Genomic DNA, 16014 nt, shown 5'->3' with positions numbered 1-16014 from the left:
CATGCGGATCACCGTCAACGTCAACGGCGACGACCACACCCGGGAGGTCGAGCCCCGGCATCTGCTCGTGCGCTTCCTCCGTGACGACCTGGAACTGACCGGCACCCACTGGGGCTGCGACACCAGCAACTGCGGAACGTGCGTGGTGCTGATGGACGGGGAGCCCGTCAAGAGCTGTACGGTCCTCGCGGTCATGGCCGCCGGTCACGAGATCCGTACGGTCGAGGACCTGGCGGACGGGGACCGACTGGACCCCGTTCAGCAGGGGTTCATCGAGCAGCACGGTCTGCAGTGCGGGTTCTGCACCCCGGGGATGATGCTCTCCGGCCGGGCGCTCCTGGACCGCAATCCGGATCCGTCCGAGCAGGAGATCCGTGAGGCCATCTCCGGCCAGCTGTGCCGGTGCACCGGCTATCTGAACATCGTCCGCTCGATCCAGTGGGCGGCGAGGAACGGCCACGAGGCCGCGGGGAGTCAGACATGACCACCGTCGAGGAACCGGCCGCGACCCCTCAGGAGCGGCCCATCGGCTTCGGCCGGATGAAGCGCAAGGAGGACCCCCGCTTCGTCCGCGGCAAGGGCCGCTACGTCGACGACATCCAGCTGCCCGGCATGCTGCACGGCGCTGTGCTCCGCAGCCCGTTCGCGCACGCCCGCATCGTCTCCATCGACACCTCGGCCGCCGAGGCCCACCCCAAGGTCAAGGCGGTGATCACCGGCGCGACGCTCGCGGGCCTCGGCCTCGCCTGGATGCCGACGCTGTCGATGGACACGCAGGCAGTACTCGCCACCGACAAGGTGCGCTTCCAGGGGCAGGAGGTCGCGTTCGTGGTCGCCGAGGACCACTACGCGGCGCGCGACGCGATCGAGTTGATCGATGTCGAGTACGAGCCGCTGGACGCGGTGGTCAACGCCCGCCGGGCCCTCGACGCGGACGCGCCCGTCATCCGGGACGACCTGGAAGGCCGTACGGACAACCACATCTTCGACTGGGAGGCGGGTGACAGCGCGGCCACCGACGAGGTGTTCGCGCGGGCCGACGTCGTGGTCGAGCAGACCATGCTCTACCCGCGCGTCCACCCGGCCCCGCTGGAGACCTGCGGCGCGGTCGCCTCCATGGACCCGGTCGACGGCAAACTCACCCTCTACGCCACCACCCAGGCCCCGCACGCCCACCGCACGCTCTACGCGATGGTGGCCGGGATCCCGGAGCACAAGATCCGGGTCGTCTCCCCCGACATCGGCGGCGGTTTCGGCAACAAGGTCGGCATCTACCCGGGATACGTCTGCGCGGTCGTCGGCTCGATCGTCACCGGGCGGCCCGTGAAGTGGATGGAGGACCGCTCCGAGAACCTGATGAGCACCTCCTTCGCCCGCGACTACCACATGACCGGCGAGATCGCCGCGACCCAGGACGGCAAGATCCTGGGCGTACGGGTCAAGGTCCTCGCCGACCACGGCGCGTTCAACTCCACCGCGCAGCCCACCAAGTACCCGGCCGGCTTCTTCCACATCTTCACCGGCTCGTACGACATCGAGGCCGCGCACTGCTCGGTCACCGGCGTCTACACCAACAAGGCGCCCGGCGGAGTCGCGTACGCCTGCTCCTTCCGGGTCACCGAGGCCGTCTATCTGATCGAACGGATGGTGGACTGCCTGGCGGCCGAACTCGGCGCCGATCCCGCCGAGTTGAGGATGCGCAACCTGCTGCGGCCGGAGCAGTTCCCGTACGAGAACAAGACCGGCTGGACGTACGACTCCGGCGACTACCCCGCCTGTCTGCGCAAGGCACTGGACCTGGCCGGATACGAGGAGCTGCGCAAGGAGCAGAGCGAGAAGCGGGCCCGGGGCGAACTCATGGGCATCGGGCTGTCGTTCTTCACCGAGACGGTCGGCGCCGGGCCGCGCAAACACATGGACATCCTCGGTCTCGGCATGGCCGACGGCTGCGAGCTGCGCGTCCACCCCACCGGCAAGGCCGTGGTCCGGCTGAGCGTGCAGACGCAGGGACAGGGCCACGAGACGACGTTCGCGCAGATCGTCGCCGAGGAACTGGGCATCCCGCCCGAGGACATCGACGTCGTGCACGGCGACACCGACCAGACGCCGTTCGGGCTGGGTACGTACGGCAGCCGCTCGACTCCCGTGTCAGGAGCGGCCGCTGCCGTGGTCGCGCGCAAGGTGCGGGACAAGGCACGGATCATCGCCGGGGCCATGCTGGAGGTCTCCCCCGACGATCTCGAATGGACCAAGGGCCGTTGGTCGGTCGCGGGCGATCCGGCGATGACGAAGACGATCCAGGAGATCGCGCTCGCCGCGCACGGAGCGCTGGAGCTGCCGGAGGGGGTGGAGGGTCACCTGGAGGCGACGACCGTCTACAACCCGCCCAATCTCACGTACCCGTTCGGCGCGTACGTCTGCGTGGTCGACGTCGATTCCGGCACGGGCACGGTGAAGGTGCGGCGCTTCATCGCGGTGGACGACTGCGGGACCCGTATCAACCCGATGATCATCGAGGGGCAGGTGCACGGCGGGCTGGCCGACGGCGTGGGCATGGCGCTGATGGAGTTGATCAGCTTCGACGAGGACGGCAACTGTCTGTCCGGGTCCTTCATGGACTATCTGCTGCCGACCGCGCTGGAGGTCCCGGCCTGGGAGCTGGACCACACCGTCACGCCCTCCCCGCACCATCCGATCGGCGCGAAGGGCATCGGCGAGTCCGCGACGGTCGGTTCGCCGCCGGCCGTCGTCAACGCGGTCCTCGACGCGATCGGCGTACGCCACGCCGACATGCCGCTGACCCCGAGCCGGGTGTGGCAGGCGCTGCACCGGGGCGAGGTGGAGGCGCCCCAATGAGCCCCGCCGCACCCCCACTTGAGGCACGCATGGCCGAACTGACGGGACACCACGTGCCGTTCGTGAAGGCCACCGTGGTGCGCGCCCGCCGTCCGGCGAGCGCTCGGCCGGGCGACATCGCGCTGGTCCTCGCGGACGGCCGTGTCGAGGGCTTCGTCGGAGGCGCCTGCGCGGAGGCCACCGTACGGGTGCAGGCGCTGCGGACGCTGCGCAGCGGGGAGTCGCTGCTGCTGCGGATCTCGCCGGAGGAGACGGCGGACGGCACCGGGGAACCCGTCGTCGAGGAGGGCGCTGTGAGCGTCGCCAATCCGTGCCTGTCCGGCGGCGAGTTGGAGATCTTCCTGGAGCCACTGCGGCCCGTGCCGCGCGTGGTGGTCCTGGGTGAGTCCCCCATCGCCCGCGCGTTGCTCGCTATCGGGCCTGCCCTCGGTTACGAGGTCACCGAGGCGTCCGGCGCCGACGGGATCACGCCGGAGGACCTGACCGGCACCCAGGCTCTCGTCATCGCCTCGCACGGCCGGAACGAGGAGCCGGTGCTCGTCTCGGCCGTGCGCGCGGGGGTGCCGTACATCGGGCTCGTGGCCAGCCCCAGGCGCGGGGCGGCGGTGCTGGACGGGCTGACGCTCGATGCCGAGCAGCGGGCGCGGATCCACACACCGGCGGGTCTGTGGATCGGTGCCCGCACACCGGGCGAGATCGCGGTGTCGATCCTCGCGGAGGTGATCCAGACGGTGAGGGGGCTCTCCGCCGAAGTGGACATGGCAGCGGAGGTCGCAGTGCAAGAGCCGGCGGAGAGGGACTCGGTGACCGCCGTCGACCCCGTGTGCGGGATGACGGTCTCCGTCACGGACAGCACCCCGTACTCCGAGGCGGGCAGCGACGAGCGCCGCTGGTTCTGCTGTGCCGGTTGTCGTGCCGCGTACGAGAAGGACCCCGCCCGCTACGCGAAGGCCGACGCCTCGTGAGCGAGTACGTTGAGCGCTGTCTGCCGGGCGTGGAGAGTCTGCGCGCCGCGCTTGACTCGCTGGGCTATCTCGCCGACGACGGTCTGGCCACCGCGCTCTTCCTCGCCCTGCGCCTGCCCCAGCCGCTGCTCCTGGAGGGCGAGGCGGGCGTCGGCAAGACCGAGGCGGCCAAGGCGGTGGCCGCGATCCTGGGCAGCCCGCTGATCCGCCTGCAGTGCTACGACGGCCTGGACGCGGCCGAGGCGCTGTACGAGTGGAACTATCCGCGCCAGTTGCTCGGCATCCGCCTGGCCGAGTCGCGGTACGAGCAGCTCAGCGAGGCCGATCTGTTCAGCGAGGAGTATCTGCTGCGGCGGCCCGTGCTTGCGGCGCTCACACACCCCGGCCCGGCCCCCGCCGTGCTGCTCATCGACGAGATCGACCGCGCCGACGACGACTTCGAGGCGTTCCTGCTCGAAGTGCTGGCCGAGGCGGCGGTGACCATCCCGGAGATCGGCACCATCCGGGCCGCCGTGCCGCCCGTCGTGCTGCTCACCTCCAACCGCACCCGTGATCTCCATGACGCGCTCAAACGCCGGTGCCTCTACCACTGGATCGACTATCCGGACACGGAACGGATCGTCGAGATCGTGCGCCGCCGGGTGCCCGGGACGTCGAGGGAGCTGGCGGTCGCGGTGGCCGCGGCCGTACGGCGGCTGCGGGCCCTGGATGTGCAGAAGGCCCCGGGCGTCGCCGAGACCATCGACTGGATCTCCGCGCTGAACCTGCTCGGCGTGCCCCGTCTCGACGCCGTTGTCGCCGGGCGCACGCTCGGCTCCCTGCTCAAGTACCGCGAGGACCAGGAGCTGGTGCGGGAGCGGGGTCTGGACTGGCTGGTCGCGGGTCGACAGCCGTGACCTCGACGGCGGTTCCGCTCTTCGACCGGGCCGAGTTCGCGGGCCGGCTCGGCGCGGAGCTGCGGCACGCCGGGGTGGCCGTGACCCCGGAGCGGTCGGTGCGGTTCCTTCAGGCGCTGGTGCTGCTGCCGCCGGTGGACCGCACGGCGCTGTACTGGGCGGCACGGCTGGCGTTCGTCACGGACCGCGAGCAGATCGAACCGTTCGAGAGGGTCTTCGACGCGGTCTTCGCGGGCGGGCCAAGCTCCGTGGCCGTCCGCGGAGCTGGTGGCAGATCCGAGCCCGCGCCCGGCAGCGAACCCGCCCCCGGTCGGCCCCCGCCGCTCTCCGGAATCGGCCCGAATCCCACCCGCGCGCCCCTGCCGAGTGGCACCGTCGGCGAGGCATCGAACCGCGACGGTAGACAGCCCCCGGACACGGACAGCGACCGGCGGACCTTGGAACTACCGACAGCGGGCAGTACGGCCGAGGTCCTCGCCCACAAGGACTTCGCGGCCCTCGACCCCGGCGAGCTGGCCGAACTCAACCGGCTTCTCGCCCTGTTGACGCTGAAAGCACCGCTGCGCCGAGGCCGCCGCCAGGAGACCGACCGTCGCGGCCACCGCATCGACCTGCGCCGAACCCTGCGCACCGGCCAGCGCACCGGCGGCGAGGCCGTACTGCTGACCCGCACCCGCCATCGCCTACGCCGACGACGACTGGTGCTGCTGTGCGACATCTCCCGCTCCATGGAGCCGTACACCCGCGCCTACCTCCGCCTCTTCCCACGAGCGACCGCCGGTGCTGCGGCCGAGGCGTTCGTCTTCGCCACCCGCCTCACCCGGCTGACGCCCGTGCTGCGGCACACCGGCCCGTCCGGCGTGGACGCGGCACTGCGCCGAGCGGGCGCCGCCGCGTCCGACTGGTCGGGCGGCACCCGCATCGGCCACGCGCTGGCGGAGTTCAACAACCGCTTCGGCCGCCGGGGCATGGCACGCAGTGCCGTCGTGGTGATCTTCTCCGACGGCTGGGAGGGCGAGGACCCCGCCGCCGTCGGCCGCGAAATGGCCCGCCTCGCACGCCTCGCCCACCGCGTCATCTGGGTCAACCCCCGCAAAGCGGCCCCCGACTACACCCCACGCACCGCCGGCATGACCGCCGCGCTCCCCCACTGCGACGCATTTGTGAGCGGCCACAGTCTGGCTGCCCTCATGGAGGTGGTGGAGGCGATCGCGGGCAACGAGACGGTCGTGCGGCGGCGCCTCGACATCGGCCGAAAGTGAGCGGAAAGTAGGCAGATTGCGCCTGGTGATGGTGTGTAGTGTTCCGTCGCGTGCTGGCTGAACAACGACACCAACTCATCCTGCGGACCCTGCGTTCCGGCGGCACCGCCTCCGTGATCGATCTCTCCGAACAACTGGACGTGAGTGCGGCGACCGTCCGCCGCGACCTCCTCAAGCTGGAAGGGGACGGGCTGCTCAGCCGCGTGCACGGCGGTGCGGTCATCGAGGAGGACCGTGCGCCGTTCGACGAGGCCGCCGAGGTCCGGGTGGCCGAGAAGGACGCGATGGCCGCCCGCGCGGCCGAGCTGATCGAGGACGGCCAGTCGGTCATCCTCGACAGCGGCACGACCGTCCACCGGCTGGCACGTCGACTGCACGGGCGCCGGCTGACCGTGATCACCAACAGCCTCGCCGTGTACGAGGAACTCACCGCGGACGAGAACATCGCCCTGATGCTGCTCGGCGGCATGGTCATACGCGAGTCACGCATGATGGACGGCTTCATGGCCGAGGACAACCTGCGCCAGGTGCACGCCGACTGGGCCTTCATGGGCGCCTGCGGCATACGTTCCGGCGGCCAGGTCATGGACACCACCGTCGCCGAGGTGCCCGCCAGGCGCGCCATGATCGCCGCCGGTGACAAGGTGGTGCTGCTGGCGGACCGGAGCAAGTTCCCCGGAAGCGGCATGGTGAAGATCTGCGGCCCGGAGGACCTGGATGTGCTCATCACCACCGCGTCGGCGGACGACGCGACCTGCACGGCCCTGCACGAGGCCGGGGTGAGAGTGATCACGACACCTCCGTCGACGGTCGACGGCTCGGTCGAGGTCCGCGTCTAGGCTGCTGTCCGAGGCACCCTGTGCCCGGCCCGAGCCATACGTTCGACGCCCCGTGTTCGGCAAGGAGGCAGTCATGAACTCCCCCGGCAACAGCTCACAGAACGTCCAGGTACTGCGTCACCCGCCTGCCCCCGCCGACAGCCTCCTGTGGGAACCCAGCGAGCGTTGGGTGCGTGGAACGAAGGACGATGTCACCGTCGTCGACAGTCGGCGGCCGGTCCTCGTCTGGGAGCCCGGGCGGCCGGTTCCGTTGTACGCGTTCCCGCGTGAGGACGTGCGTACAGATCTGTTGCGGGAGACGGAGAAGTCCGCCGGGCGGCCGCACGCCGGGACGACGCGCTTCTACGACCTCGACATCGGCGGTGAGACCATCGCCGGGGCGGCCTGGACGTATCCCGGCGAGGAGTTGGGCTCGTACATCTCGTTCGAGTGGTTCGGGCGGGAGGTGCTCGACCACTGGTACGAGGAGGACGAGGAGATCTTCGTCCATCCGCGTGACCCGCACAAACGGGTGGACGCGCTGCCCAGTTCACGGCATGTCCAGGTCGAGATCGACGGCACGGTCGTCGCGGACACCCGAGCGCCGGTCCTCCTCTTCGAGACCGGTCTGCCCGTGCGGTACTACATCCCGCGCGAGGACGTACGCCTCGATCAGTTCACTCCCAGCGACCTCACGACCCGCTGCCCCTACAAGGGTGTGGCGACCGCGTACTGGTCGTGGCCCGGCGAGGACGTACCGCCGAACATCGCCTGGAGCTATCCCGACCCGCTCTCGGCCGTGGGTGTGATCAAGGACCGTGTGGCCTTCTTCAACGAGGCCGTCGACATCACGGTCGACGGGGAGCGGCTCGAACGCCCTGTCACCGAATTCATCAAGCCTCGGAAGTGATCAGGCTTCGGGTGTGGTGAGGACCGCCGGAGGCCCGGTCGGTGTCAGCCCGTGTCGGGTGTCGGGTCTCCCGGAGCGATCAGGCCGGTCTCGTAGGCGAGCACGACCGCCTGGACGCGGTCCCGGAGGTCCAGTTTCGACAGGATGCGGCCGATGTGCGTCTTGACCGTGGTGGGGCTCAGGAACAGGCGGTCCGCGAGTTCGGCGTTGCTGAGTCCTGTCGCGAGGAGCCGGAGCACCTCCAGTTCGCGTGGCGTGAGGCCGGTCAGGTCGCGGTGGAGGGTCGGCGGCCGGGGCTCCTCGCGCTGGGCGAAGCGTTCGATCAGCCGGCGGGTGATGGTGGGCGCGAGGAGCGCGTCGCCGGACCGCACCAGGCGGACGGCGGCCACCAGATGCTCCGGGGTGACGTCCTTGAGCAGGAAGCCGCTGGCGCCGGCGGTGAGTGCCGCGTAGACGTAGTGGTCGAGGTCGTACGTGGTGAGGATGATGACCCGGGTGTCCCCCGGGCCTTCGTCTCCGAGGATCCGTCTGGTCGCCTCGATGCCGTCCATCCGCGGCATCCGGATGTCCATGAGCACGACGTCGGGCCGGGTGCGCCGGACGGCTGCGACCGCCTCGGCCCCGTCCGCCGCCTCCGCCGTCACCTCGATGCCGTCGGCGGCGAGGATCATCCCGAACCCCGTACGGACCAGAGCCTGGTCGTCGGCGATGACGGCTCGCAGGGCCGGCCCGTTCACGCGGTCCGCCACGGGACTCGGGCTCTGATCCGGTATCCGCCGGCGAGGGTCGGCCCCGCCGTCAGTTCGCCGCCGTAGACCGTCAGCCGCTCGCGCAGTCCGATCAGCCCTCGGCCGTTGCCACCGCCAGTGCCAGTCCCATTGACAGTGGCTGTGCCTGTCCCGTTGGAGCCGGTCGACAGGGCGTCGTGGGCGGCTCCGGTGTCGGTGACCTCGATCTCCAGGAGGTCGTCGGTGTGGCCGATCGTGACCGACGCATCGGCGCCGGGTGCGTGTTTGATCGTGTTGGTCAGTGCCTCCTGGACGACCCGGTACGCCGCGAGGTCCACGCCGGGCGGCAGCGGCTCCGGTGGCAGGGACACCGCGACGGCGACCGGTGTCCCGGCGGCGCGTACGCGTTCGATCAGAGCGTCGATCTGGTCGAGACCGGGCTGGGGTTCGAGGCCGTCGGCGGGGCTGTCGGGGCGGCCGGTGTCCGGGGCGGCGAGCAGCCCCATCACATGCCGGAGTTCGGACATGGCGGCCCGGCCCCCGGCCTCGACCGCCAGCAGTGCCTCTTTCGACCGCTCGGGCGCCGTGTCCATCACCTTGCGGGCCGCGCCCGCCTGGATCACCATCACGCTGACATTGTGGGTCACGACGTCGTGCAACTCCGCGGCTATACGGGCCCGTTCCTCCTCGACGGCCCGACGCATGGCCTCCTCCTGGGCCCGCTGCAACTGGGTGAACCCGTCCCGGCTGGCGGTCAGCCGCCGACCGCCGACCCGGACGAGCCCGGCCAGCACCCCCGCGACCAGCAGGACGACCGCGGGGCTCGACCAGCCCGGGAGCACGGGATCCGTCTCGCGGAACGCGAACCCGGCGAGCACGGCCGCCACGACCATGCCCGCCAACGCCCGCACTTGATAGCGGCTGTACATGACGGCGCTGTAGGCACCGATGACGCAGGTCAGCACATTGATCCACGAGGCGTCGTCACCGATGGGCAACGCCGCGCCCATCACGATGCCGAACGCGGCCAGCGGATAGCGCCGCCTGGCAGCGAGCGGCAGCGCCGACAGGACGACGAGGGGCCACGGCACGGTACGGGGCTGCGGCTCCACAACTCCGGGACCGGGTACGGGCGGTCGTGGCGGGACCGGCGGCGGCACCGGCATCGGCACCTCGGGCAGGCGGTCGGTGCGCTGCTCGGTCCGCTGCTCCGACTTGGTCGAGACGCGTGCCGGTCCGTCGCCGGGAAAGCGCGCCGCAACGACCAACGCGACGACGGTCAGCACGATCGCCAGCACCACGTCCGCGCGTACCGCCCACCGCGACAGCGGGGCGGGCTTCTCCTCCGGCCGTAGCGCGTCACGCAGTTGCCGAAGTCTGTCGCGGCGGTCCTCCGTCTCCATCGGCTCATTGTGTGGCTCCCCGACCCGGTCCGCGTCCGTCTGCGCGACCAGAGACCCGTCCCGCAGGTGTACGTCGCAGGGATGACCCCGCGGTCGGGTCCTTCGCGGGGAGGTCCCGATGTCGGTGCCGCGGCCGACGCGCCCCGACACCCCGCGCTTCTAGGTTCGCTGAGCCCGACCAACCCACCCGAAGCGAACCGATGCCATCCGAAGGACGGTCGACTCCCATGACTCAGGTGATCCAACTGGAGGGCGTGGCCAAGCGCTACGACAGCGTCGGCACGCCCGCGCTGGGACCTCTCACGCTCTCCGTCGAGAAGGGCGAGGCCCTGGCCGTGACGGGCCCGTCCGGCAGCGGCAAGTCCACGCTGCTGAACCTCGTCGCGGGCCTGGACAAGCCGACCGAGGGCACTGTGACCGTGGGCGGCCGGCAGCTGAACGCTCTCAACGAGCACGCGCTGGCCCGGTTCCGCCGCGAGCAGATCGGCATGGTGTTCCAGTTCTTCAACCTGCTCGACGACCTCACCGTCGCCGACAACATCCAGCTGCCCGCCCAGCTGACCGGCACCGCGCGGCGCAGGACGGCGGCCCGCGCCGAGGAGCTCATGGAGGTGCTCGGCATCCAGAAGCACGCCCGCGCCTACCCTGGCCGGCTCTCCGGCGGCGAACGCCAACGAGTCGCGGTCGCCCGGGCGTTGGTCAACCGGCCCGCGCTGCTCCTCGCCGACGAGCCGACCGGCGCCCTCGACACCGCCTCGGGCCAGGACGTACGGGATCTGCTTGTGGAGCTGCACCGCGGCGGCCAGACCATCGTGCTGGTCACGCACGACCTCGCGCTCGCCGAGGCGTGTGCGAGCCGGACGATCCATCTGGTCGACGGTCATCTCGCCCTCGACACGCGGGCGGGGGCCGTCCGATGACCCGCTTCGGCGGCGGTGCGCTCGGTCGGGTCATACGGTCCGGTGTCGGGCGGCGCCGGGTGCAGACCGTGGTGATCGCCGTGGCCACGATGATGGCCGTGGCCTCGGCGGTGGTCGCCGGGTCGCTCATCGTCGCCGCGAACGCGCCCTTCGACCGCGCCTTCGCGAAGCAGCAGGGCGCCCATCTGACCGCCCAGTTCGATCCGGTCAGGGCGAGTACGGCGCAGCTCAAGGCCACGAGGGAACAGACGGGCGTCGCCGCGAGCGCGGGGCCGTACCCCTCCACGACGATCCAGCCGGAGGACTCGGAGGGCCGGCGGATGCCGAAACTGACGCTCGTCGGACGGTCCGGTCCGAAGGCCGACGTGGACGATCTGGACCTCAAGTCCGGCCGGTGGGCGGCGAAGGCGGGCGAGATCGTGCTCAACGCGTCGTTCTCGGGCCCCGCCTTCAAGCTCGGCTCCACTCTCAGGACCTCGGACGCGGGGGGCGGTTCGACCCTGACCGTCGTCGGTTTCGCCCTGTCGGTCAGCAAGACCGCCGACGCGTGGGCGACACCCGCGCAGACCAGGGCGCTGGCGTCGGCGGACAACCCGCTCACGAGTCAGATGCTGTACCGCTTCGACTCGGCCGGGACGGACAAGCAGGTCACCGACGGCCGGAAGAAGCTCGCCGCGGCCGTGCCGTCCGGTGCGCTGCTGGGCAGCCAGTCCTATCTGGAGACCAAGCGCGCCGCCGACCAGGGCGCCGCCCCGACCATCCCCTTCCTCATCGCCTTCGGTGTCCTCGGCATCGTGATGTCGGTGATCATCGTCGGCAGTGTGACCAGCGGCGCGGTCGGCTCCAGTCTGCGCAGGATCGGCATCCTCAAGGCCATCGGCTTCACGCCGCGTGAGGTCGTACGGGCCTATGTGGCCCAGGCGCTGATCCCGGCGGCCGTCGGTATCGCGCTGGGCGTCGTGCTGGGAAACCTGCTGGCCGTGCCGCTCCTCGACGACACCGAGCAGGCGTACGGGACCGCCTCGCTGACAGTGGCCTGGTGGGTGGACGTAGTGGTGCCGGTCGCCGCGCTGGTGGTCGTCGGGGTCGCCGCGCTGGTTCCCGCGCTGCGGGCCGGGCGGCTCAGTACGGTGGAGGCCATCGCGGTGGGCCGGGCCCCGCGGACGGGTCGCGGCCAGTGGGCGCACCGGGTGGCGAGCCGGCTGCCGCTGCCGAGGGCGGTGACGTACGGCCTCGCGAGCCCCTTCGCACACCCGGTCCGCACGGTCGCGATGCTGCTCGCGGTGGCCTTCGGTACGGTCGCGGCGACCTTCGCGGTGGGGCTCACCGCGTCCCTCACCGCGGTCGGCGAGGCGCAGGATCCCGAGGACCGCGCCGCGGTCACGGTGTTCGCCGGCGGACCCGGACCCCAGCCGATCGAGGTCGGGCCCGAAGCGTCGGCCGAGGGCCGGTCCGAGGCCCCGCCCGCCGATCCGGCACGGATACGCGCGGCCGTCGAGGCCCAGGAAGGCACCGCTTCGTACTACGGCACGACCCAGGAGGACGCCACCGTGGCCGGGGGCACCGGCTCGGTCACGATCAGCCTCTACCAGGGAGACTCCCGCTCGGGCAGCTACGAGATGATCAGCGGTCACTGGATCGACGGTCGGGGGCAGGTCGTGGTGGCCACGGGCTTCCTGGACCGGACCGGCACCAAGGTCGGTGACACCGTCCGGGTGACCCACCAGGGAGACACCCGGACCCTGCGGATCGTCGGCGAGGCCTTCGACACGGAGGACGACGGCATGCAACTCCACGCGAGCATTGCCGACTTCCCCGCGGCCGAACCCCGGACGTTCCTCGTCGAGGTGGAGCCGGGTGTCTCTCCCGCCGACTACGCCGACAAGCTCGCCGCGGCGGTGCGGCCGCTGGGCGGCGACGCCATGGCCAACTCCCCTTCGGAACAGGACAACTTCGTCCTCATCCTGCAGTCGATGGCGGCACTGCTCACCCTCATGCTGGTCTCCGTGGCCGGTCTCGGTGTGCTCAACTCCGTTGTCATCGACACCCGGGAGCGCGTCCACGACCTCGGCGTCTGCAAGGCGCTCGGTATGTCGCCACGGCAGACCGTGGGCCTCGTACTCGCCTCGGTGGCCGGGATCGGTGTGCTCGGCGGTCTGGTCGGCGTGCCCGCCGGGTTCGCGCTGCACGGCATCGTGCTGCCGGTGATGGGGCGGGCGGCCGGCACCAACCTGCCGCCCTCGGTCCTCGATGTGTACGTGCCCTGGCAGTTGGTGCTGCTGGCCCTGGCCGGGATCGCGATCGCGATGCTGGGTGCCCTGCTCCCGGCGGGCTGGGCGGCGAAAGCCCGTACGGCTGTGGCGCTGCGTACGGAGTAGTGGCCCTCGGCGGCCCGGCGCTCTTGCCACGCCGGGCCGCCGGCGGCCCCCTCCGCACTCCGAGTCAGCAGCAGCGGCTCTGTGGATGGTCCTCCCGGTGCCGGGCTCGCAGCGTCTGGTACTCACGGGGAGTCGGCAGCGGCGCGAGTGGGTGGTGGCGCAGCTGACGCTCGCAGTAGCGGTCGTACTCCGCCTCCCCGGTCAGCTCGCGCAGGTACCAGCGCACGGCCCGCGCCCATCGACGGACGCTCATGTCCGGGCTCCCGCCAGCGGTTCGGCGGACTGCTCCGGGAGGTCGATACGGGACTCGACGTACGGCGTCTCGGTCGTCGGCAGCGGGACGGGGGACCGTACGGCGCGTACGCAGACCACGGCCGCGTTGACGATCACCACGGCGACCAGGAGCAGGAACAGGGCGATCAGGACGCCGTCGACCGTGGAGTTGGTGACCACGGTGTGCATGTCGTCGAGGGTCTTGGCCGGCGGCAGGACCTGACCGGCGTCGATGCCGTCGGCGTACCGCTCGCGCTGGGCGAAGAAGCCGACGCGCGGGTCGGCGGAGAAGATCTTCTGCCAGCCGGCGGTGAAGGTGATCGCGACCACCCAGGCCAGCGGGACACCGGTGACCCAGGCCCAGCGCAGCCGCCCGGACTTGACGAGGACGGTCGTGCAGACGGTGAGGGCGATGGCGGCGAGGAGCTGGTTGGCGATGCCGAAGAGCGGGAAGAGCTGGTTGATTCCGCCCAGGGGGTCGGTGGCGCCGGAGTGGAGGAAGTAGCCCCAGGCCGCGACGACGAGTGCGCTGCACAGCCAGATGCCGGGCTTCCAGTTGACCCGGCCGATCGGCTTCCAGACGTTGCCGAGCATGTCCTGGAGCATGAAGCGTCCGACGCGGGTGCCGGCGTCGACCGTGGTCAGGATGAACAGCGCCTCGAACATGATCGCGAAGTGATACCAGAAGGCCTTCATCGAGCTGCCGCCGAAGACGCCGGAGAAGATCTCCGACATGCCGACGGCGAGGGTCGGTGCTCCGCCCGAGCGGGCGATGAGGGTCTGTTCCTCGACCGCCTTGGCCGCCTGTGTCAGTTGGTCGGGGGTGATGGTGAAGCCGAGGCCCGCCACTGCCTGGGAGGCGGACTCGGCCGTCGTGCCGAGCAGTCCGGCGGGCGCGTTCATCGCGTAGTACAGGCCGGGTTCCAGGGTGGCGGCCGCGATCAGCGCCATGATCGCGACGAACGACTCCATCAGCATGGCGCCGTAGCCGATCATGCGGACCTGGGACTCCTTCTGGATCAGCTTGGGGGTGGTCCCGGAGGCGACCAGTGCGTGGAAGCCGGAGAGCGCGCCGCACGCGATGGTGATGAAGAGGAACGGGAAGAGGGATCCGGCGAAGACCGGGCCCGTGCCGGAGGAGGCGAAGTCGCTGACCGCGTCGGTCCGCAGCACGGGCGCGGCCACGATCACGCCGACCGCGAGGAGCGCGATGGTGCCGATCTTCATGAAGGTGGAGAGGTAGTCGCGCGGTGCGAGCAGCATCCACACGGGCAGCACGGAGGCGACGAAGCCGTAGCCGACGAGACAGAAGACAAGGGTCGTCGGGCTGAGGGTGAAGGTGTCGGCGAGCGAGGACTCCTGGACCCAGCTGCCGCCCACGATGGCGAGAAGCAGCAGCGCCACTCCGATCAGGCTGGTCTCGACGACCCGGCCCGGCCGGATGCGGTGCAGCCAGAAGCCCATGAACAGGGCGATGGGGATGGTCATGGCGACCGAGAAGGTGCCCCAGGGTGAGTGGGCGAGCGCGTTGACCACGACCAGGGCGAGCACCCCGAGCAGGATGATCATGATGGCGAAGACGGCGATCAGGGCCGCGGCCCCGCCCGCCCTGCCGATCTCCTCCCGGGCCATCTGCCCGAGCGATTTGCCGTCCCGCCGCATGGACAGGAACAGCACCACCATGTCCTGCACCGCCCCGGCGAAGATCACTCCGGCGACGATCCACAGGGTGCCGGGCAGATACCCCATCTGGGCCGCGAGCACCGGCCCCACCAGCGGACCGGCGCCGGCGATCGCAGCGAAGTGGTGGCCGAGCAGCACCCGGCGGTCGGTCGGCTGGAAGTCGACTCCGTCCTCCAGGCGTTCGGCAGGGGTGGCCCGCCGGTCGTCGGGCTTCAGCACGCGCCGCGCGACGAAGCGGGAGTAGAAGCGGTAGGCGATGGCGTACGAGCCGAGGGCGGCCACCACCAGCCAGACCGCGGAGATCTCCTCACCGCGGGCCAGCGCGAGGACGCCCCAGCCAATCGCGCCGATCAGGGCGACCGCGGCCCACAGCAGCATCGACCCCGGAGTCATCCGGGAACGTGCGGGCGGCGGCTCTTCCGGCGCCGGGCGGCCGGATTCGGGCATGACTGACGTGGGCATGACGGCTCCTCACCTCTACGGTGATATGTGGTGGTACGGATGCGTACGGGTCGGCGGTGCGGACTGCGGAGGACGTACGAACCAGGTGTCGTGGCGGCCGTACGTACGCCTAGGGGTCGTGGCGGTCGTGCCTGGTCAGTGCGTACGCGGCCAGGAGGCACAGGCAGCAGCCCGGCACCCAGGCGAGCTGGTACCAGTAGAAGAACGGCGTCCCGGCGAGCCGTGGGCTCTCGCCGGCGTACCAGGGCACCCACAGCAGACCCGCGGCGGGCGCGAGGAGCAGTACGGCGATCGCGACGCGCCGTAGCCGGTGATGACCCGTGGGTGCCATGACCTGCGCTCCTCTCCCCGTGCTTGTCGGTCTGTGCAAGAGTTGCCCACCGGCCGGAACTGGTTGACAGCGAATTTCCAGAAGATTTCCCGCCGGTTCCCTGTCCTCCGAGTGGGGTGCCCGCGCAAC

14 protein-coding genes are annotated in these 16014 nt (G+C 70.9%); 9 read left to right on the top strand and 5 right to left on the bottom strand.

Annotated features, from left to right (window positions below; translation table 11 throughout):
• Position 1 precedes the first annotated feature (1 nt).
• The 7 genes from JEQ17_RS45765 (at position 2) to JEQ17_RS45735 (ending at position 7707) form a co-directional block, all read left to right on the top strand.
• Positions 2-484: a (2Fe-2S)-binding protein gene (locus JEQ17_RS45765; RefSeq protein WP_200400846.1), complete on the top strand. Its 483-nt coding sequence runs from the start codon at positions 2-4 to the stop codon at positions 482-484.
• Positions 481-2856 carry an aerobic carbon-monoxide dehydrogenase large subunit gene (locus tag JEQ17_RS45760; protein WP_200400845.1) on the top strand — a complete coding sequence of 792 codons (2376 nt, stop codon included), beginning with the start codon at positions 481-483 and terminating at the stop codon, positions 2854-2856. Before JEQ17_RS45765 ends, JEQ17_RS45760 begins: the two co-directional genes overlap by 4 nt.
• Complete coding sequence (locus JEQ17_RS45755; RefSeq protein ID WP_200400844.1) at positions 2853-3821, top strand: XdhC family protein; 969 nt, start codon at positions 2853-2855, stop codon at positions 3819-3821. The genes JEQ17_RS45760 and JEQ17_RS45755 overlap by 4 nt, the downstream gene beginning before the upstream one ends.
• The gene (locus JEQ17_RS45750) at positions 3818-4717 is read left to right on the top strand and encodes an AAA family ATPase (RefSeq protein ID WP_234048621.1); all 900 of its coding nucleotides are present in this window, start codon (positions 3818-3820) and stop codon (positions 4715-4717) included. Before JEQ17_RS45755 ends, JEQ17_RS45750 begins: the two co-directional genes overlap by 4 nt.
• On the top strand, positions 4714-5979 hold the full coding sequence (locus tag JEQ17_RS45745; RefSeq protein ID WP_200400843.1) for a vWA domain-containing protein: 1266 nt from the start codon (positions 4714-4716) through the stop codon (positions 5977-5979). Before JEQ17_RS45750 ends, JEQ17_RS45745 begins: the two co-directional genes overlap by 4 nt.
• A gap of 50 nt (positions 5980-6029) precedes the next feature.
• On the top strand, positions 6030-6818 hold the full coding sequence (locus JEQ17_RS45740) for a DeoR/GlpR family DNA-binding transcription regulator (RefSeq protein ID WP_200400842.1): 789 nt from the start codon (positions 6030-6032) through the stop codon (positions 6816-6818).
• A gap of 73 nt (positions 6819-6891) precedes the next feature.
• Complete coding sequence (locus JEQ17_RS45735) at positions 6892-7707, top strand: DUF427 domain-containing protein (protein WP_200400841.1); 816 nt, start codon at positions 6892-6894, stop codon at positions 7705-7707.
• A 44-nt stretch (positions 7708-7751) separates the two neighbouring features.
• Here the strand turns inward: JEQ17_RS45735 and JEQ17_RS45730 are convergent, their stop codons facing one another.
• Together JEQ17_RS45730 and JEQ17_RS45725 are read right to left on the bottom strand one after the other, a co-directional pair.
• Positions 7752-8456, bottom strand: a complete 705-nt coding sequence (locus JEQ17_RS45730; protein ID WP_200400840.1) for a response regulator — start codon at positions 8454-8456, stop codon at positions 7752-7754.
• Entirely contained in the window at positions 8441-9838 is a 1398-nt protein-coding gene (locus JEQ17_RS45725) for a sensor histidine kinase (protein ID WP_200400839.1), read from the bottom strand. The genes JEQ17_RS45730 and JEQ17_RS45725 overlap by 16 nt, the downstream gene beginning before the upstream one ends.
• Before the next feature lie 227 nt (positions 9839-10065).
• On the opposite strand from JEQ17_RS45725, the gene JEQ17_RS45720 reads away from it, so the two are divergent.
• Positions 10066-10758, top strand: a complete 693-nt coding sequence (locus JEQ17_RS45720; protein ID WP_200400838.1) for an ABC transporter ATP-binding protein — start codon at positions 10066-10068, stop codon at positions 10756-10758.
• Complete coding sequence (locus JEQ17_RS45715) at positions 10755-13136, top strand: ABC transporter permease (RefSeq protein WP_200400837.1); 2382 nt, start codon at positions 10755-10757, stop codon at positions 13134-13136. The genes JEQ17_RS45720 and JEQ17_RS45715 overlap by 4 nt, the downstream gene beginning before the upstream one ends.
• A gap of 64 nt (positions 13137-13200) precedes the next feature.
• Here JEQ17_RS45715 and JEQ17_RS45710 read toward each other — a convergent pair whose 3' ends face one another.
• From JEQ17_RS45710 to JEQ17_RS45700, 3 genes are all read right to left on the bottom strand, one after another.
• Positions 13201-13389, bottom strand: a complete 189-nt coding sequence (locus tag JEQ17_RS45710; RefSeq protein ID WP_200400836.1) for a YbdD/YjiX family protein — start codon at positions 13387-13389, stop codon at positions 13201-13203.
• Positions 13386-15554 carry a carbon starvation CstA family protein gene (locus JEQ17_RS45705; protein ID WP_325176317.1) on the bottom strand — a complete coding sequence of 723 codons (2169 nt, stop codon included), beginning with the start codon at positions 15552-15554 and terminating at the stop codon, positions 13386-13388. Before JEQ17_RS45705 ends, JEQ17_RS45710 begins: the two co-directional genes overlap by 4 nt.
• 109 nt (positions 15555-15663) lie before the next feature.
• Positions 15664-15885 (bottom strand): DUF3311 domain-containing protein, encoded by a 222-nt coding sequence (locus tag JEQ17_RS45700; protein WP_200400835.1) that lies wholly within the window; start codon positions 15883-15885, stop codon positions 15664-15666.
• Positions 15886-16014: the final 129 nt, after the last annotated feature.

It is taken from the genome of Streptomyces liliifuscus, from assembly GCF_016598615.1.
In the GTDB taxonomy this organism is placed as follows: Bacteria; Actinomycetota; Actinomycetes; order Streptomycetales; family Streptomycetaceae; genus Streptomyces; species Streptomyces liliifuscus.
Note: the sequence above shows the minus strand (reverse complement) of the source record. Positions and strands in the feature narration are given on the sequence as shown.